The sequence below is a fragment of the Paenisporosarcina indica genome (assembly GCF_001939075.1).
In the GTDB taxonomy this organism is placed as follows: domain Bacteria; phylum Bacillota; class Bacilli; order Bacillales_A; family Planococcaceae; genus Paenisporosarcina; species Paenisporosarcina indica.
In genome coordinates, this window is sequence record NZ_MPTA01000001.1 from 991,068 (window position 1) to 1,010,165 (window position 19,098).

At 39.3% G+C, this 19,098-nt stretch carries 17 protein-coding genes; 2 read left to right on the forward strand and 15 right to left on the reverse strand.

What is annotated here, in order from left to right; translation table 11 throughout:
• Positions 1-21 precede the first annotated feature (21 nt).
• The 13 genes from GY23_RS04765 to GY23_RS04825 form a co-directional block, all read right to left on the reverse strand.
• On the reverse strand, positions 22-1,011 hold the full coding sequence (locus GY23_RS04765) for an aromatic acid exporter family protein (protein ID WP_075618027.1): 990 nt from the start codon (positions 1,009-1,011) through the stop codon (positions 22-24).
• Between the two features lie 201 nt (positions 1,012-1,212).
• Positions 1,213-1,653, reverse strand: a complete 441-nt coding sequence (locus GY23_RS04770) for a BrxA/BrxB family bacilliredoxin (RefSeq protein ID WP_075618028.1) — start codon at positions 1,651-1,653, stop codon at positions 1,213-1,215.
• A gap of 69 nt (positions 1,654-1,722) precedes the next feature.
• Positions 1,723-2,808 carry a methylmalonyl Co-A mutase-associated GTPase MeaB gene (gene meaB / locus GY23_RS04775; RefSeq protein ID WP_075618029.1) on the reverse strand — a complete coding sequence of 362 codons (1,086 nt, stop codon included), beginning with the start codon at positions 2,806-2,808 and terminating at the stop codon, positions 1,723-1,725.
• A complete protein-coding gene (scpA, locus tag GY23_RS04780) occupies positions 2,808-4,961 on the reverse strand; it encodes a methylmalonyl-CoA mutase (protein WP_075618030.1) in 2,154 nt (717 codons plus the stop codon). The genes meaB and scpA overlap by 1 nt, the downstream gene beginning before the upstream one ends.
• Positions 4,962-4,965: 4 nt before the next feature.
• Complete coding sequence (locus tag GY23_RS04785) at positions 4,966-6,606, reverse strand: methylmalonyl-CoA mutase family protein (RefSeq protein WP_075618031.1); 1,641 nt, start codon at positions 6,604-6,606, stop codon at positions 4,966-4,968.
• A gap of 162 nt (positions 6,607-6,768) precedes the next feature.
• Positions 6,769-8,079 carry a dihydrolipoamide acetyltransferase family protein gene (locus GY23_RS04790; RefSeq protein WP_075618032.1) on the reverse strand — a complete coding sequence of 437 codons (1,311 nt, stop codon included), beginning with the start codon at positions 8,077-8,079 and terminating at the stop codon, positions 6,769-6,771.
• A gap of 20 nt (positions 8,080-8,099) precedes the next feature.
• Positions 8,100-9,083 carry an alpha-ketoacid dehydrogenase subunit beta gene (locus GY23_RS04795; protein ID WP_075618033.1) on the reverse strand — a complete coding sequence of 328 codons (984 nt, stop codon included), beginning with the start codon at positions 9,081-9,083 and terminating at the stop codon, positions 8,100-8,102.
• Entirely contained in the window at positions 9,083-10,093 is a 1,011-nt protein-coding gene (locus tag GY23_RS04800; RefSeq protein WP_075618034.1) for a thiamine pyrophosphate-dependent dehydrogenase E1 component subunit alpha, read from the reverse strand. Before GY23_RS04800 ends, GY23_RS04795 begins: the two co-directional genes overlap by 1 nt.
• A gap of 29 nt (positions 10,094-10,122) precedes the next feature.
• On the reverse strand, positions 10,123-11,553 hold the full coding sequence (gene lpdA, locus GY23_RS04805; RefSeq protein WP_075618035.1) for a dihydrolipoyl dehydrogenase: 1,431 nt from the start codon (positions 11,551-11,553) through the stop codon (positions 10,123-10,125).
• Between the two features lie 153 nt (positions 11,554-11,706).
• Positions 11,707-12,795: a butyrate kinase gene (gene buk / locus GY23_RS04810; RefSeq protein ID WP_075618036.1), complete on the reverse strand. Its 1,089-nt coding sequence runs from the start codon at positions 12,793-12,795 to the stop codon at positions 11,707-11,709.
• A 25-nt stretch (positions 12,796-12,820) separates the two neighbouring features.
• Entirely contained in the window at positions 12,821-13,915 is a 1,095-nt protein-coding gene (gene bcd, locus GY23_RS04815) for a branched-chain amino acid dehydrogenase (RefSeq protein WP_075618037.1), read from the reverse strand.
• Positions 13,916-13,938: 23 nt separating this feature from the next.
• A complete protein-coding gene (gene yqiS / locus GY23_RS04820; protein WP_075618038.1) occupies positions 13,939-14,850 on the reverse strand; it encodes a phosphate butyryltransferase in 912 nt (303 codons plus the stop codon).
• Positions 14,851-14,986: 136 nt separating this feature from the next.
• Complete coding sequence (locus tag GY23_RS04825; protein ID WP_245827574.1) at positions 14,987-17,038, reverse strand: sigma-54 interaction domain-containing protein; 2,052 nt, start codon at positions 17,036-17,038, stop codon at positions 14,987-14,989.
• Positions 17,039-17,163: 125 nt separating this feature from the next.
• Here GY23_RS04825 and GY23_RS04830 point away from each other — a divergent pair, with 125 nt between their 5' ends.
• Positions 17,164-17,409 carry a DUF2627 domain-containing protein gene (locus GY23_RS04830; RefSeq protein WP_075618039.1) on the forward strand — a complete coding sequence of 82 codons (246 nt, stop codon included), beginning with the start codon at positions 17,164-17,166 and terminating at the stop codon, positions 17,407-17,409.
• Between the two features lie 8 nt (positions 17,410-17,417).
• Here GY23_RS04830 and GY23_RS04835 read toward each other — a convergent pair whose 3' ends face one another.
• On the reverse strand, positions 17,418-18,143 hold the full coding sequence (locus GY23_RS04835) for a glycerophosphodiester phosphodiesterase (RefSeq protein WP_075618040.1): 726 nt from the start codon (positions 18,141-18,143) through the stop codon (positions 17,418-17,420).
• A gap of 282 nt (positions 18,144-18,425) precedes the next feature.
• On the opposite strand from GY23_RS04835, the gene GY23_RS04840 reads away from it, so the two are divergent.
• Entirely contained in the window at positions 18,426-18,608 is a 183-nt protein-coding gene (locus GY23_RS04840; protein WP_075618041.1) for a hypothetical protein, read from the forward strand.
• A gap of 121 nt (positions 18,609-18,729) precedes the next feature.
• On the opposite strand, the gene GY23_RS04845 is transcribed toward GY23_RS04840, so the two are convergent.
• Complete coding sequence (locus tag GY23_RS04845; RefSeq protein ID WP_075618042.1) at positions 18,730-19,059, reverse strand: DUF3889 domain-containing protein; 330 nt, start codon at positions 19,057-19,059, stop codon at positions 18,730-18,732.
• Positions 19,060-19,098: the final 39 nt, after the last annotated feature.

Below are 19,098 nucleotides of genomic sequence, written 5' to 3' on the forward strand. Positions count from 1 at the left end.
AAAACAGCCATGACGGAATGGTTATTCCCTCGTAGCTGTCTTTTTTTTGGTGTTAAAACCAACAAATTTGCGTTTAATTCGTAAATATTGTTCCATTTCTTCGATAAATTGATACAATGCGGCCATCGCTAAAAACTTTTCGTGATCGGTCGGCAATGGCATGGCTGCAAACTCTTCTTTTACTTCATCTAATTTTGAAATAAAATGATGTGCGGTATTCCCAGAATGGACATGGTTTGCTAAATCTTCCACAAAGTCCGCTACCAAATGGGAATGAGAAGAAATTACAGGTAATGCAGTAATCTTAGGGAGCACTCTTTCAATTATTTCGAACTGTTGTTCGCGCATCTCGAAATAGAGGTAATGGAGATTTTGTCTACGATTTAAATGATTCTCTACGTCGTTATATGCTAATGCTTTCCCTTTTTCAATTACTTCTGAAACTTGGACGATTTCTTTCCCATTCCAAGAGCTATCCCCATCACGTAAATACAAAGCAATTTCATGGAATATTTTCGAATATAAAATCTCGAGTTCCAAACGATATTTCTTTAAATCTTTCCCGATATCCGGCATGTACATGTTAACGATTAACGCAACGCCAAAACCGACAACCATCAATTGAGCTTCATTCCACAATAATGGCCATGAAAAGTTTTTCGAATCAAATAAGTGCAAAAGAATAACCACACTTGAAACAAAACCATCTTGAAATCTTAATGATACAAGTGTTGGGATAAAAAGGATTAATATAAGTCCAAAAACAAGTGGATGATAGGCAATTCCTTCAAAAAACACAAAAGCAAAGCCAACACCGATAATACTTGCGATTATTCGTGAATATACGGCTCTAACCGATTTTCTCTTCGTGGGCTGGATACATAATACCGTCAAAATAAAGGCAGAGCTATAATAATCCAAGTTTAAAAACATCGCAATAAGCATTGCAATACTCGCACCTACTGCTGTTTTTATTGTGCGATATCCAATGCGATATCTTCTCAGATTCATTCTTCCACCAACTTTCTAAATGCTTTGTTAAACTATACTGTTGATCTCCGTTCCAACGCACTTTCATGTTTCGAAGCTAGTGCAGCGATGCAGAAACAGGCGGACGCTTTCCACTACAATTCATTAAATAAATCAACAATAATAGATAACACAGCTTTCTAATTAAAAAAGAGCACTATATCAGTGCCCCTTCATCCATTCTTATAGTTCTTCGCAGTGTTCTTCAAATAGGGCTTGAATATGTGTAATAACAGACATTGGGTCATGACCTTCAATTTCATGTCTACCAACTTCAGCAACTGCTTGTCCATCTTTCATTAAAACAAAAGAGGGCGATGATGGTAAATGGTCATCTCCAAAAATCATTCGTGCCTGTGCTGTCGCTTCTTTATCTTGACCTGCAAATACAGTTAGTAAATGATCTGGACGTTTATCGTAATGAACAGCGTTAGCCGCTGCCGGACGAGCAATACCACCTGCACAACCACATACTGAGTTAACCATTACAAGTGAAGTACCTTTACGTGCAAGTGCTTGTTCCACTTCTTCAGGAGAAGTTAACTGCTCATAACCGCTTGCTTCCATTTCACTACGTGCTTGTCGTACTATATCATTCATAAATAAATTAAAATCCATGTTCATCTTCATTACCCCCTTCAAACTTATCTATTAATAATAGCAAGTCGCTTCTAGACACGCAAACTCTATGAATCATAGTTGTGAAAATAAATTTTCGATTGCTTGAGAAACTGTTAGCTTGCCATTTAATATTTCCTGTTCAAATTGCTTTACCTGCGATTTCCGATCAGCTTTCCCATAAAAATCATCGATTAAGCGATCTGAAATCATTGTATGGAACCAATCTTTTGTTTGTGACTGTCGACGTTTGTCAAAAGTACCTGATGTTATTAAAGTTTCTCTAAACATCCGAATAACATCCCATACTTCATGTATGCCAATGTTTTCAATAGAAGAGACCGGCATCGCTTTCGTGGTCCAACCACTAGTAGCCGGCTGTAAAAAATGCAGAATTTGCATATATTCAGCAGCTGTTTTCTTGGCCATTTTCGCATTATCACCATCGGCTTTATGCACGACTAATAAATCAGCTAACTCCATAATACCTTTTTTCATCCCTTGCAGTTCATCACCAGCCCCAGTAAGCACCAATAACATAAAGAAATCCACCATTCCTCTTACAATGGTCTCGCTTTGACCAACACCAACCGTTTCAATCAAAATTACATCGTATCCAGCAGCTTCACATAATAACATGGTCTCTCGTGTTTTTTTGTGTACACCACCTAGTGTCCCTGCTGTTGGGGATGGACGAATGAAAGCATTTGGGTGTTTTACTAGTTCTTCCATTCTAGTTTTATCACCTAAAATACTGCCACCCGATATACTTGAACTCGGATCAATCGCAAGAACAGCGACTTTAAATCCTTGTTCACATAAATATTTCCCAAAGATTTCGATGAACGTGCTTTTCCCTGCACCCGGAACGCCGGTGATGCCAATTCGTATACTGTTCCCAGTGTACGAAAGCAATTCTTGCAATAAACATTGGCCTGTTTTTTTATCTTGTGCAACAGTACTCTCAAGTAAGGTGATGGCTTTAGCCAAATGGAGTCTTGAACCTTGACGAATTTCACGTGAAAATTCATCAATAGAAATTTCATTTTTGTGAGGTCGACGAAATTGCTTTCGAGACGTTTGTCCCATTCCGTCATGAGTAGATTTCAGTCCACCCATCACATGCATGGCACTGTTCGGCTGGTTCTCTTGACCATCCATTATTCCGTCACTTCCTCGTAGCCGAGACGTCGGTAAATTTCTTCAATTACTTTTGCTGCTGCAACAGGAATCACTGTTCCTGGTCCGAATATAGCCGAAGCTCCATTTTCGCGTAAAAAGGCATAATCTTGTGCCGGTATTACTCCACCGACGACAATAAGAATGTCTTCTCGGCCAATTTTCTTCAATTCACTCAACAATTCTGGCACTAACGTCATATGTCCAGCTGCTAATGAACTGACACCTATTACGTGAACATCATTTTCTGCAGCTTGTCTTGCTGTTTCTTCTGGTGTTTGGAACAATGGGCCAATATCTACATCAAAGCCTAAATCTGCAAAAGCTGTGGCAATGACTTTTGCCCCTCGATCATGTCCATCCTGTCCCATTTTAGCAATTAGAATTCTCGGTCGACGTCCTTCATTTTCTTTAAAATCTTCAGTCATATCTTTTACTGTTTGAATTTCTTCTTCATTTGAGAAGTTTGCACTGTAAACGCCACTCACGGAACGAATCACCGCCTTATGTCGACCCGATACTTTTTCAATCGCATCTGATATTTCACCAAGTGTAGCACGCACTCTAGCTGCTTGAACTGCACATGCCAGCAGGTTTTCTTCACCTGATTCAGCCGCTTTTGTAAGTGCTGATAATGCCAGCTGTACAGCTTCTTCATTGCGCATGTTTTTCATTGTTTCAATGCGTTCAATCTGTTTCTGACGTACAACCGAATTATCAATATTTAAGATATCTATTGGCTCTTCTTCTTGAAGTCGGAATTTATTTACACCGATAATAATTTCTTTTCCAGAATCGATTTGTGCTTGTTTTTTAGCTGCGGCCTCTTCGATTTTCATTTTCGGTAGCCCGGTTTCAATCGCTTTTGCCATTCCACCAAGCTCTTCAATTTCCTCAATTAATGCCCACGCTTTTTTCATTAGTTCATCGGTTAACTTCTCTACTGCATATGAACCGCCCCACGGGTCAATCACTTTCGTCATCATAGTTTCTTCTTGTAGGAACAGTTGTGTATTCCGTGCAATACGAGCAGAGAAATCCGTAGGAAGAGCAATTGCTTCATCAAGTGCATTTGTGTGTAGAGATTGCGTGTGACCCATAGTTGCTGCATTTGCTTCGATTAGTGTCCGCGTGACATTATTAAACGGATCTTGTTCCGTTAAGCTCCAACCCGACGTTTGAGAATGCGTTCGAAGCGCTAAAGATTTTGGGTTTTTCGGGTCAAATGTTTGCATCATCTGTGCCCAAATTCGACGAGCTGCTCTCATTTTCGCTACTTCCATGAAGTAGTTCATCCCAATAGCCCAGAAAAATGATAAGCGTGGAGCAAATGAATCGATATCAATGCCAGCTTGTAAACCTGTCCGGACGTACTCAAGACCGTCGGCAAGAGTATAAGCGAGTTCAATATCAGCTGTTGCACCCGCTTCTTGCATATGATAGCCCGAAATGGATATGGAGTTAAATTTCGGCATGTGATTGGATGTGTACTCGAAAATGTCGGCTATAATTTTCATCGACATTTTTGGCGGGTAAATATATGTGTTACGCACCATATATTCTTTTAAAATATCATTTTGAATCGTTCCAGCAAGTTTCTCCAGTGATACGCCTTGTTCTTCAGCTGTCACAATATAAAATGCCAAAATTGGCAATACAGCACCGTTCATCGTCATAGAAACAGACATTTGATCCAGAGGTATCCCATCAAACAAGATTTTCATATCTTCGATTGAATCAATCGCTACTCCCGCTTTTCCGACATCTCCGGTAACGCGAGGATGATCTGAGTCGTACCCCCGATGTGTAGCTAAGTCAAAAGCTACTGATAAGCCTTTTTGACCCATTGCTAAGTTTCGACGGTAAAATGCGTTGCTTTCTTCCGCTGTTGAGAAACCAGCATATTGTCGAACTGTCCAGGGACGCGATACATACATCGTTGGATACGGTCCACGGGTATTTGGTGCAATTCCTGGCAAATCGGACATATGATTAAGGGACTCAGCATCTTCTTTTCCATATCTAGATGATACATGAATGCCTTCATTTGTTAAGAAAGAATCTCGCGTTGACGTAGAAGCAACTTCTTGAAAAACAAAGTCATCTATTTGAATCGCTTTAAAATTAGGCTTCATATCCTCACTTTCCTTTCTTTTGGATTTCTATGAGATGCTCCATCTTTTCAACCAAGTTTTGGCCTGCATAGATCGTACCGTTTAGTCCTAACTCTTTCCAAACGTTTTCATCTTGGAATTTCCCTGCAACATCAATAATCGTCTTGTGATCTGCTTGACGTAAAAAGTCTGGGAAGACGTCGTTTACGACTTCGTCTTTGGCAGCGAATACCACGTATTCAATTTTGTTTGTTTTTACCCAATGCCATGCATCGACAGCCGTTGTAAACACTGGACTCAATTTTGGATTCAAACCACCTGCTTGCAAGAAACCTTTAATGAAATCTGCACGTGGTTTGACATCTTTTAAGATACCAAAAGAAACGACAGCAGTTTTTAGTGGGTTATCCGTAAAATGCTTGCGAAGTTGTTCATATGGCTGAGCAAGCCGTTCTATGTTACTTCCATTGATAGTTTCAGAAACTTCGTCTACAGGATTTGCATATATATTTGTACCTATTAACGAGGCTTTGCGATTCGCAAGCTCTTGTTCACGCTTTACTTGAACTTCTTTCGCTAAAGTTAAAATATAGTTGGTCTGCTCATCCGGGTTAAGTTCTAAAACCGTTAAAAATAATGTCCATGCTTGCTCAATTAACTCCGCAGTTAATGATTCTACATAATAAGAACCAGCAGCAGGATCCATTATTTTGTTAACCATTGTTTCTTCTCGTATGACAAGTTGAACATTTCGTGCAATGCGTTCAGAAATAGCTGTACTCCCAGTCAACACATCGTGTGGATGCACTGTGATGATATCGGCTCCGCCTAGAACTGCCGAAAACGCCGCGTTTCCTGCACGCAACAAGTTAACATTGCTATCCAGTTTTGAATAAGACCTTAACGAATTTTCCGCTAAAATAACAATTGGTACTGGCGGTGCATCATACGCTTTAGAAAATGCCTTCCATAATACGCGGAATGCTCGTAATTTTGCAATTTCCATGAAGAAATTCGTATCAACTGAAAACTTCACGGCTACTTTTGACGTGAAATCAGCTTGCGAATTGGCGATTTTCGACAATTCGATTAATGCATAGGTTAATTCATGAACTGCGGAACCCCCAGCGTGATGTAGCTCACTTGTGGAAACTACAGTCCTTCCAATTGAGGGTGATGTCCCGACAAAATAACCGTACAATCCTTCTAGTTCTTGCATTGAAAACAATGAAAAAACGCGCGTTATTTCATCGTTAGAATTTGCAGTTGTAAAATAAAATGGATGTTCTTTCAATAATGCAGCAAGTTCTTGAAGTTCGTCTTCTGACCATGTAAATGATGTCGAAGATCCGACATAAACAATCATTTCATTGCCAAGCTTTAATTGCTCTTTGGCTTTATGTAAAAACTCTCGTGCAGAATTCCCATATGTACGTTGCGCAAGTAACCACCTTGTCTGTTGTTTTGCATTCGACACAACCATTGAAAAATTCATTGTTTTTTGTAGATGTTCAGCGGTATATAAAGGTTGAAGGTCAATTCCTTCAAAAGTAGGGGTGATTAATTTCTCAAAAGGTTTTCCCTTTAACGTGCTCACTGCAATTGATTTCCAAGTCTCAAAACTGACTTTTTGAAAAATGGCACTTTTCATTTCATTAATTGACATAAGTTCGCTTGCGCTTCCCTCCCAAAAATCATTCCTATGTCTAGTCTAACTGAGGAACCGCTTACAATAAAGTAGAAAAATGCCCGATGTCCGAGAGTTTCGGCATCGGGCTTTATTTTTGTTCAGTTCCGAAGGCCAAACCGCAACCTTCTTACATTTCACTTAATACACAGATGTATTTTCTTTCGACATGTTTTCTAGGATTTCTTTCACTCGTGCTAAGAAACGGCCACAAACCAATCCGTCTAATACACGGTGATCTAGAGATAAACATAAGTTAACCATATCTCGAGCTGCAATCATTCCACCAGCCATGATAACTGGTCGTTTTACGATTGATTCTACTTGGAGTATCGCTGCTTGTGGATAATTAATGATTCCCATGGATTGAATCGACCCAAATGATCCAGTGTTGTTGACGGTGAATGTTCCACCTTGCATTTCGTCTGACTTCAATTTGCCAGCACGAACTTTCCCTGCCAATTCATTGATTTCACGACCGATACCTTTAATTGTTTTCTCATCAGCATTTTTGATGACAGGAACATACAATGCATCTTCTGTTGCCACTGCAATTGAAATGTTGATGTCTTTCTTCTGAACGATTTTATCGCCAGCCCACATCGAATTCATCATTGGGAATTCTTTTAATGCTTGAGATACTGCTTTGACGAAGAACGCGAAATATGTGACGTTAAAGCCTTCTTTTTTCTTGAATTCGTTCTTGATCGAGTCACGGTATTGAACAAGACTTGTCACATCTACCTCGATCATTGTCCAAGCGTGAGGTGCTTCATGTTTACTACGCAACATATTAGCAGCAATTGCTTTACGAATACCTGTTACTGGAATTTCGATATCACCAACAGCTACTGGGACATTCACCGGTGCTGTTGCAGCTTTTGGAGCTGGAGCAGAAGTTTGTACCGCTGCAGCTTGTGCAATTGGAGCTTGTGCTTCAGTTTTCGCAGTAGGAATATTTCCGCTTGCAATAATCGCCAATAAATCTTTACGTGTAATACGTCCTTCATTACCTGAACCATCAACAAGCGTGAGATCGATATCGTTTTCTTGTGATAATTTCAATACCGCAGGCGAATAACGTGCTTTCGAGCCTTTTTCTCGTGTTATTGGGGCAGAAACTGCTTTTGATTCAGCAGCAGGCATTTCAGAAGCAGCCTCTTTTGAAGAAGGTGAATTTTCAGGTGCACTATCCTCTTCAGAACCGCCACCATCAATTTCGATTGTACAAACAACTGCGCCAACTTCTAAAGTTTCTCCTTCAATTGCAATTAACTCTTTTATCACACCTGTAAATGAAGAAGGGACTTCTGCAGTCACTTTATCCGTATTCACTTCAGCCAGAGGGTCATATTTATTAACTTTATCACCTACCTGTACTAACCATTTTTCGATTGTACCTTCGGTAACAGATTCGCCAAGTTGAGGCATTTTTATTTGTTCGATCGCCAAGTGTAACTCCTCCTTCCAGGTTAAAATTCTGCAAGATCACGCATTGCTTTTTCAACTTTGTCTGGGTTAATCATAAAGAATTTTTCCATTGTCGGTGCATATGGCATTGCCGGGATATCCGGACCAGCTAACCGTTTAATCGGCGCATCTAAATCAAATAGACAGTTTTCTGCAATGATTGCTGCAACTTCCCCCATAATGCTTCCTTCCATATTATCTTCAGTAACAAGAAGAACTTTCCCTGTTTTTGAAGCCGCTTCAATGATTCCTTCTTTATCTAATGGATAAATTGTACGTAAATCAAGGATGTGAGCAGAAATTCCATCTTGCTCAAGTCGCTCAGCTGCTTGAAGGGCAAAGTGAACCGCAAGACCGTACGTGATCACCGTAATGTCTTCCCCTTCACGTTTTACGTCCGCTTTACCGATTTCAATTGTATAGTCATCTTCAGGAACTTCACCTTTAATTAATCGGTATGCACGCTTATGCTCGAAGAACATAACTGGATCCTCATCACGAATTGCAGCTTTTAATAAACCTTTTGCATCGTATGGTGTTGAAGGAATCACAATTTTCAAACCTGGTTGGTTAGCAAAAATAGCTTCCACTGATTGTGAATGATAAAGAGCTCCGTGAATGCCTCCACCAAAAGGTGCGCGGAAAACGATTGGACAAGACCAGTCATTATTTGAACGGTAACGAATACGAGAAGCTTCAGAAATGATTTGGTTCACGGCTGGCATGATAAAGTCAGCGAATTGCATTTCTGCAATTGGACGCATCCCATACATCGCTGCACCGATTCCGACACCAGCAATTGCAGATTCAGCTAAAGGAGTATCCATTACACGGTCTTCCCCAAATTGATCGTATAATCCTTGAGTAGCTTTGAATACGCCGCCTTTACGCCCTACATCTTCCCCAAGGACGAATACGTTTTCATCACGTTCCATCTCTTCTTTCATTGCAAGTGTAATCGCGTCAATATAAGACATAACTGCCATTATGCGTTCCCCCCGTCTTTTTCAGCATAGACGTATTTTAAAGCATCTTCTGGTGCAGCATATGGAGCATTTTCTGCATAATCCGTTGCTTCGTTAACTTCTTTCATAATACGGTCATTCAAATCTTTCTCGATTTCTTCTGTTAAAATATTTAATTCTGTTAAATAAGCAGCGAACTTACCGATTGGATCAGCAGCTTGGCCTTCTGCAAGATCTTCCGCTGTACGGTATTGACGGTGATCATCATCAGATGAGTGAGCTGTCAAACGGTGTGATACAGCTTCGATAAGACTTGGGCCTTCTCCGTTACGTGCACGGTCAGCTGCTTCTTTCACCACTTTATAAACTTCTAAAGGGTCTGTTCCATCAACTGTTACACCAGGCATACCGTAACCAATTGCACGGTCAGAAACATTTTTACTTGCTACTTGTCTGTCGTAAGGTACAGAAATCGCATATTTATTGTTCTCTACCAATGTAATACATGGTAACTTATGAACTCCTGCAAAGTTTAATCCTTCGTGGAAATCTCCTTGGTTAGATGAACCTTCACCAAGTGTCACAAAGGTAATGAAATCTTTTTTCTGAATTTTCGCAGCAAGTGCAACACCTACAGCATGTGGTAATTGCGTTGTTACAGGTGAAGAACCAGTTAATATACGGTTTTTCTTTTGACCGAAGTGACCTGGCATTTGACGTCCACCAGAGTTTGGATCTTCTGCTTTTGCAAATGCAGAAAGCATTAATTCACGAGCTGTCATCCCAAAATGTAAAACTACACCCATATCACGGTAATAAGGAGCGATATAATCTTTCGTATTATCAAGAGCGTAAGCAGCTCCTACTTGAGTTGCTTCTTGACCTTGACAAGAAATAACAAACGGAATTTTACCAGCACGGTTTAATAACCACATACGCTCATCTATGCGACGAGCCATAAGCATTGTTTCAAAAATTTTCAATGCGTCATCATTAGATAACCCTTGTTCTTCATGACGGTTTTTTGCCATCGGAACATCCCCCTTTTAATCTGTGACTGTTACATGTGAATTGCTTTACCGTCAACAGCCAGTGCTGCTTCACCCATTACTTCTGAAAGTGTTGGATGTGGATGAATCGTGTTTGCAATTTCCCACGGTGTAGCATCTAATACCATGGCTAAACCAGCTTCAGAAATCATATCCGTTACGTGTGGTCCAATCATGTGTACCCCTAAAATATCATTGGTTTTTTTATCCGCAATAATTTTCACAAAGCCATCTGATTCACCATAAACAAGTGCTTTTCCGATTGCTTTAAATGAAAACTTGCCCACTTTCACATCGAAGCCTTGGTCTTTAGCTTGTTGCTGTGTAATACCAACACTAGCAGCTTCAGGGTTTGAATAAATACAACGTGACACGAGGTTATAGTCAATTGCATGTGTTTTCTGACCAGCAATGTGTTCAATAGCCGTGATTCCTTCATGTGAAGCAACATGAGCCAGTTGTAAACCGCCAATTACATCCCCAATGGCATAGATATGAGATTCTTTTGTTTGGAACGTATCTTTGACCTTAATAAATCCGTTATCAACTACAATATCCGTATTTTCAATACCGATTCCTTCAACATTTGCTTGACGTCCAACAGAGACCAGCATTTTTTCAGCTGTAAACGTTTTTGTTTCTCCTTTTAATTCGGCAGAAATTGAAACTAATCCTTCTGCTGTTTCAAGCGTCTCAGGTAAAACTTTTGCACTTGTAGCGAAAATAATGCCTTTTTTCGAAAGAAGTTTCTGCATTTCTTTTGAAACTTCAGCGTCTTCAGTTGGAATAATACGATCTGCATATTCAACAATCGTAACTTCGACACCGAAGTCATTCAACATGGATGCCCACTCGATACCGATTACACCACCACCAACGATGATGATTGATTTAGGTAACTCAGTCATTGCAAGAGCTTCATCAGAGGTCATTACGTATGTTCCATCAATCGTTAATCCTGGAAGTGAACGTGGACGAGAACCTGTTGCAATAATTACGTTTTTAGGGATAAGCATTTCATTCTCTTCGCCATTATTCATTTCTACAGAGATTGTTCCACCAGGAGATGGAGAAAAGATAGAAGGTCCTAACATACGACCAGTTCCTTCATATACATCGATTTTCCCTTTTTTCATTAATCCTTGAACCCCTTGATGCAACTGAGAAACAATGCCTTCTTTACGTGATTGAACACGTGAAAAGTCTAAAGATACTTCACCTGTGTTCACACCAAAATCCGCTGCATGATTTTTTGTAGTCGCATATATTTCCGCACTACGTAGTAAGGCCTTGCTTGGAATACAGCCTTTATGTAAACAAGTCCCACCTAATTTTCCTTTTTCAACGATTGCTGTTTTTAGTCCCAACTGAGCCGATCGGATTGCCGCGACATATCCACCCGTTCCGCCACCTATAATGACAACATCATATTCTTGAGCCATACTTCCAGCCTCCTGTTATATGTCATACAAAAAGTTGGGCCAACAGCAGTTGAGCACTCAAGTTCTACCATTTTGCTTGATATGGTTTACTTAACCTGAGTTCCTGGGAAATTACTGTCGGCTCTTATTTTTGTGCCTTTTGAAGACATATGTTTATTGTATGTTCGGGTATTCTTTTGCTTGTTCTTCCCCATTTAATACACGAATTGCACCTTCTGCTAACGCTTGTAATTCATTTTCACCTGGTTGGACAATCACATCTGCCATCCAGTTAATTCGTCTAGAAATTGATTCAACGAAGTCTTTACCATAGGCAAGTCCACCTGTCAGAATAATTCCATCGATCTGGCCTTCTAAAACAACACTTGCGGATCCAATTTCACGTGCCACTTGGTATGCCATAGCTTCATACACGAGTTCAGCTTCCTTGTCGCCTTTTGCAATACGTTTTTCAACGGCTACTGCATCGTTCGTTCCAAGGTAACTTACAAGCCCACCATACCCTACTAGTTTTTTCATTATTTCATGTCTGTAGTATTCCCCTGAGAAACAAAGATCAATTAAATCTCCAGCAGGTACTGTACCTGCTCGTTCAGGACTAAAAGGTCCATCTCCATGGAGTCCGTTATTGACTTCGATCACACGTCCATTTTGGTGAACGCCAACCGTAATACCGCCACCCATATGAGTAACGATTAGTCTCATGTCTTCATAGGCTTTGCCACATTTTTTAGCATATCGTCGTGCAACAGCTTTTTGATTCAAAGCATGAAAAATTGATTTACGTTCAATTAATGAAAACCCAGAAACACGTGCAATCGGTGCCAACTCATCAACGACCACTGGATCGACAATAAAAGAAGGAATATTTAAACCTGTTGCAATTTCAAATGCCAAAATCCCACCTAAGTTTGATGCGTGTTGACCTGAATAACCTTTTCTTAAATCTGCTAGCATTGCGTCATTTACCGCATAAGTTCCACCTTCAATTGGACGAAGGAGACCGCCCCTACCACAGACGGCCGATAACTTCGAAATATTAATTCCTTCTTCATCCAATGCAAGTAAAATGGTTTCCTTACGAAATCCATATTGATCATTGATAGAAGAAAACTCTCCGATTTCCTCAGCTGAGTGTCGAATTGTTTTCTCCATCACTAAAACATCGTTTTTAAAAACACCAATTTTAGTTGATGTGGAACCAGGGTTGATGACAAGAATGCGATATGGTTGTTCTTGCACAATGATTCCTCCTCAAAACTCTTAATTAACGTCCGTTTAAGATGTTTTTCCCGTTTTGTAAGAATTGACCACGTGATTTACCCACGCGAGCAATACGCTCTTCAGCTAAACGGTCTGCTGCTACGTAAGTAGGAACTCCTTCACGTTTAGAAATAGCGAATATTTTTTCGATTGTATCGTAAATTCCATCTACACGTTTCATCGCACGTTCATGGTTATAGCCGTATAACTCGTCAGCTACATTGATAACACCACCAGAATTGATTACATAATCCGGTGCATACGCGATGCCCATTTCATGAATAATATCCCCGTGTTTCGGATCTTTTAGTTGGTTATTTGCTGATCCAGCAATTACTTTTACTTTAAGTTGTGGAATTGTATTGTCGTTAATGATTGCACCCATTGCACATGGAGCGAAGATATCTGCATCTTGTGAATAGATTTCATCTACTCCCACTGCGATTGCCCCAAAATCATTCACTGCACGATTTACCGATTGTTGGTTAATATCAGCAACGATTAAGTTCGCGCCTTCTTCATGTAAATGCTTGCAAAGTGTATAGGCAACGTTACCCACGCCTTGTACTGCAACCGTTTTGCCTTTTAATGAATCATCACCATATGCCTCTTTGGCAGCAGCTTTCATCCCTACATAAACACCATAAGCTGTCACTGGAGAAGGATTGCCTGAAGAACCGAATGCAGGAGAAATCCCTGTAACGTAGTTTGTTTCTTCATAAATCAAATCCATATCCTCAACTGTCGTGCCTACATCTTCAGCTGTAATGTAACGACCGTTCAATCCTTGGATGAATCGACCGAAAGCACGGAACATTTCTTCATTTTTATCTTTTAATGGATCGCCGATAATAACTGTTTTACCGCCACCCAGATTTAATCCAGCAGCAGCATTTTTGTATGTCATTCCTTTTGCTAAACGAAGAGCATCTTCAATCGCTTCCTCTTCTGTAGCATAATTCCACATGCGTGTACCGCCTAGTGCAGGTCCTAAAGTTGTGTCATGAATAGCTATTATTGCTTTTAATCCTGAAGTTTTGTCTTGGCAAAACACCAATTGTTCATAATCATAAGTCTCCATATATTTGAAAATTTCCATTGTAAATTCCTCCTTAGATGTGGTCATTCTTTATTTTTAGATGAACAAATTGCTAAAGCAAGTGAATTCAATTTACTCTCTGCACTATCCGAACGAGAAGTTAAGACAATCGGAGCTTTTGCACCGACAATAACCGCTCCCACTTTTGCTCTTGCAAAGTAAACAAGTGATTTGTATAAAATATTTCCTGATTCAATATTCGGCACCAGCAATATATTAGCTTGTCCAGCATGTTTGCCCGTGATCCCCTTATGACGCGCTGCTTCAACCGAAATCGCATTATCAAGAGCCAGCGGACCGTCAATGATGCACCCTTTTATTTGTCCCCTTACATTCATTGCAACTAGAGCTGCAGCATCAAGAGTGGGTTGCATATTTGGATTTACTGTCTCAACTGCTGCCAAGGGGGCAACAACAGGATTCTCAACACCAACAGCATGAGCTACCTTCACAGCATTTTGCACAATTTGTGCTTTTTGAGCTAAATCAGGTGCAATATTCATAGCTGCATCCGTCACAAATATCAAACGGTCGAATCCGGCAATTTCAAATGCCGCAACATGTGATAGAACACTACCTGTGCGAAGCCCAAAATCGGGATTCAAAACAGCTTTTAAGATCAATGCTGTGGGGATATGTCCTTTCATCAACACGTTCGCTTCATTCAGATGAACGGATTTGACTGCAGCAATTGCTGCTTGCTGACCATCTTTTACATGTTGTGTATAGATTTTCGGATGATTCAACAATTTTGGGAAGTGCCTGACAATCATTTCTTTCAACTTAGGTTCATCGTCGTATAAGCGAAAACTTGCCATATCATATTCAATAGCCATATTCACAGCTTCCAGTACTTCTAAATCAGCAGCACTTGCTACAGCAACCACATTATCGTCTGCCGCTGAAGCTTGATGAATTAAATCTTCTAATTTCATTTGTCATCACCCCAACATTCATAATTTAAGCACAAAATGTGGCAAAAAAACAATAATGAAAACGCTTTATTTGTCAATTAGTACGTAATATCTGTATGCAAATTATCGCAAACCATGCAAAAAATTGCATGCACTGTTATTGTAGATTATATTTTTCCAATTTGTAATACAATGTCCGAAGCGATATTCCTAAATATTTGGCCGTCTTAGATTTATTCCCCTTTGCTTTTTTCAAAGTAGAAGATAGAATTTCTTTTTCCATTCTGTCCATCTGGTCAGCAAGTGGTAATATTTCTTGTGCAGGTAGACTTGATTCGGGTTCTTGATTTTCCATCATTGACAATGGGAGATGATGATCTTCTAAAATCGATTCAGTTGGGCGCATAAAGATCATCCCTCGACTAATGATGTTCTCAAGTTCCCTCACATTACCAGGCCATGGATAGTTTCGAAGCCGCTGTAATGCAACTTCTGATATTCCTTCAACATTACGTCCATATTCTTGGTTCAGCTTCATAAGTAGCCGATCTCCAATCGCAGCAATATCTTGCTTATGATTTCGCAGAGGCGGTATTTGAATGGGCATTCGATTCAAACGATAATAAAGATCTTCTCGAAATTTCCCCTCTAACATTGCTTTTTCCATATGAATATTTGTTGCTGCAATTACTCGCACGTCAATCGGAATTGGTTTTGTGCCTCCAACGCGAATGATTTCATTTTCTTGTAGAACGTGTAGCAATTTAGCCTGAGTGTTACCCGAAAGTTCACCAATTTCATCTAAAAAGATACTTCCGTGGTTAGCTACTTCAAATAACCCTTTTTTGCCGCCTTGCTTGGCTCCAGTAAAAGAACCTTCTTCATATCCAAAAAGTTCACTTTCAAGTAAATGCTCAGCAATAGCTGCACAATTAACACGGATGAACTTATTGAACTTTCGCTCACTTGCACTATGAATGGCATGTGCAAAAAGTTCTTTCCCAGTGCCCGATTCCCCCCGTAACAATACAGTTACTGGCGTTTTTGCGGCTAATTTTGCTTGTTCAACTGACAGCTGCATTTCATGTGAATTGCCGATAATATCATCAAATGTATATTTCGACTCAAGTGTCCGAATGATGCTTCGCGCACGATCTAGATCTTTCATGAGTGTACGAATTTCCGTGATATCATGAATGACTCCAACACTGCCTTTTAGTCGATTATTAACAATAATTGGTGCAACATTTACAATAACTTCTCGTTTAAGAGGTCCTACTCGCATATTGACTCCGCGAATGGGTTTACGCATTTGCAATACCTTTAGATGTATACTTTCACCTTCACTTATATCTGCTGTGGCTGGTTTCCCGATAATATCCTCTGTTTCAAGACCTGTAATTCGTGTATATGCTGGGTTAATTAATATTCCTTTACCATCTTCGTCTACAACAGAAATGGCATCATCGCTTGATTGAATAATGGCTTGCAACATCGTTTGAACTTCTTTTAAATTTGTAATTTCACCTGCTAAATTCACGACTTCCGTGATATCCTTGAAAACTGCGAATGCACCAATTCGCTCACCCTTTTCATCAATAATCGGAAATCTAGATGTGACAATCTTTGTACCATTACTTAAAGTCAGTTCTCGATTTATTTCAGTTCTTCCAGTTTCAAAAATCCGAGGCAGTTCACTTGTAGGAATAACTTCATAAATATGTTGACCTTTTGCCTCGCTAACCGAGACTTCAGTCATGCGCTCTGCACTTTTATTGAAAAAATTAACCATTCCATTTGAATCGATGCCAACCATACCTTCATCAATGGAATTAAAAATAAATTGTTGTTTATGCGATTCGTCTCGAATCATTTGAATAAATTGATCTTTGTCATTTAACAGACTTACGAGCATGTTTGCGATACTTCCAGGAATGAGTACTGTATGCTCCGGTCTAGCTTTTAGCAGGTCCCTGAATACATCTTCTTGCCCGGTAAGGTCGAAAATCACATGTAAGTCTTTTGTTAAGTAGGGTTCCCACTCCTGACTTACAGGAATACTATATTGTTTCGCAATTTGTAGAGCAGGGGCGTCTTCATCAATATCAACAACCCGTTGTACGTGGAAAAATTCTGTGGAAAGTAACAACCTTAGAATCGTTGTGCCTCCAACCCCGCCACCAATGATTAATACATTTTGCAAAGACATTCAAACTCCTCGCTTACTATATGCAATCTATTGCAAATTCTACTTTTATGATAGCTTAAAATGAGAGTCTTGACAATGATTTAGAGGATAGTAAAATGAGAGATGGTAAGAGGAGTTGAATTAATTTGGCAAGATTATTAGCGTTTATAGTACTACTCATTCCCGGCATAATGGCTGCTGGGGGGATTAAACTTATACGTGATACAATATTTGGTAAACTTATTGGCCCGATTCCTTATTTGTGGCTGCAATTACTGATTGGATTGCTTTTGGTAGTAGTAGGAATTGGTTTTTTTGCAGGATTTTTACTGAACAGAGATCGAAAAAACGGCAAAGTACAACCCAAATTCGTAAAAAAAAAGGAATCCTGAGAACGTCTTCAGGGTTCCCTTTGTAATTGTTTTAATAAAACTCGATCTGGATAATCTGTAATCCAACCTAACACGACAGGATGTGGATTCTCTAAAAACCTCTCATTTCCGTCAATTCCATAAAAACGCAAAGGCATATTGGATTTGAAAGCTAAATCTAATTTCATTGGATGATAATGTCTCTTATGCATATGAAGAGCATCAGCCGCGCTTAATCGACCTAATTCTTCCCAATTGGTTCTTTTAGTACCGATATAAGCGGTTTGCAACATGGGATTACATTTTTTTATTCTCTCTAAAACATCATAATGGAATGAAGAAAAATGGATGTTCAATTGCGAGTAGGATTTTTTAAACAATTGATCGATTTTTGCAGGAGCATTCACAAATGTTTCTTTTAACTCCACATTAAGGGCCAATTCATTTTTTTTTGCGAATGCTAACACCTCATCAAAGCTTTGTATTGTACTACCATTTATTAATCTCCAAAAAGAAGTGCCTAACTTTAACTTTTTCACCTCTTCGTAGTACATCGATGAAACACTTCTTCTATTTCTTCCCAACCTCCAAAAATCAGGGTCATGTGTGACAATCGGCACTAGATCTTTAGTTAATTGCAAATCGATTTCCAACCCATCTGCTCCCAATTCAATCGCTTTATAAAAGGCTTCAGACGAATTTTCAACCTCATACGCAGAAGCTCCTCGATGTGCATATATCGGAACTCTTATCATTTTCGTTTAACACCTCATTTATATGTATATTTGTTATTTACCCTCTCTCCTTCAATATATGCATCCTTTTCATTTGAACTGGGTATAAAATGTAGCGGAATAATCGGGGTATATGGAAGACTCATATGCCCTCTCTTGTTTTTATTCAACAACAACAGCATTCTTTAACATAGCCAAAATAATAATGGGTAGTGCATATTGAGGGTGGTTAGATAAAAAAACCCAAAATCCATAATTTCTAGTGTATCATTAAGACTTAATTAATGTAGGAGGAGGTTTGTAATGGACAATTTATTTTTAATTTTATCACTTATATCATTCATCGCATTTTTTGCTTTTGGAATACGCGCACTAATGTCCTATGTAAAAAAAGAAAAATCGAAAGGTTTAAAGCTGATTAAATTAACGGGACTTTCACTTGTGATTTTGATTATATCGTTTATTGGACAACAGACAAACAGCTGAGATAAAAAAATGCTTGACTCCTTAATCTTTTTTGAATTAAGAAGTCAAGAAAATGCGCATTAAAATAAAGCTTGATTTTCTTATGAACAGATTGAATGTATTTGACCTTTATCTAGAAAGCTTATCTAGATGTTTCTTCGAATTCGATATTAACCACTTTTTCCGTTTCGGTCGTGTATTCGATTCTTACAAAAACACCGAATTCCTTGTCACCATCTTTTAACCATAACTTGAACTTTTGAATTGTTGAATCCCCTTTGACCTCGCTTCCTTCATATAGGTAGTCAATAATACTTACATTGGGATATTTTGATTGTGTTTCTTTCATTGCAAGATTTCCCCATTTAGCGTAGGTCGGGATTTCTTGTTGAGCATGTGCACTAATTGAGTGATGTATTGGTACTGAATTAAATGCAAGCATAATTCCAAGCACAAAAACTGTCTTTCGCATAATTTGATCTCATCTCCTTTTAGATAGGATGAGTCACAT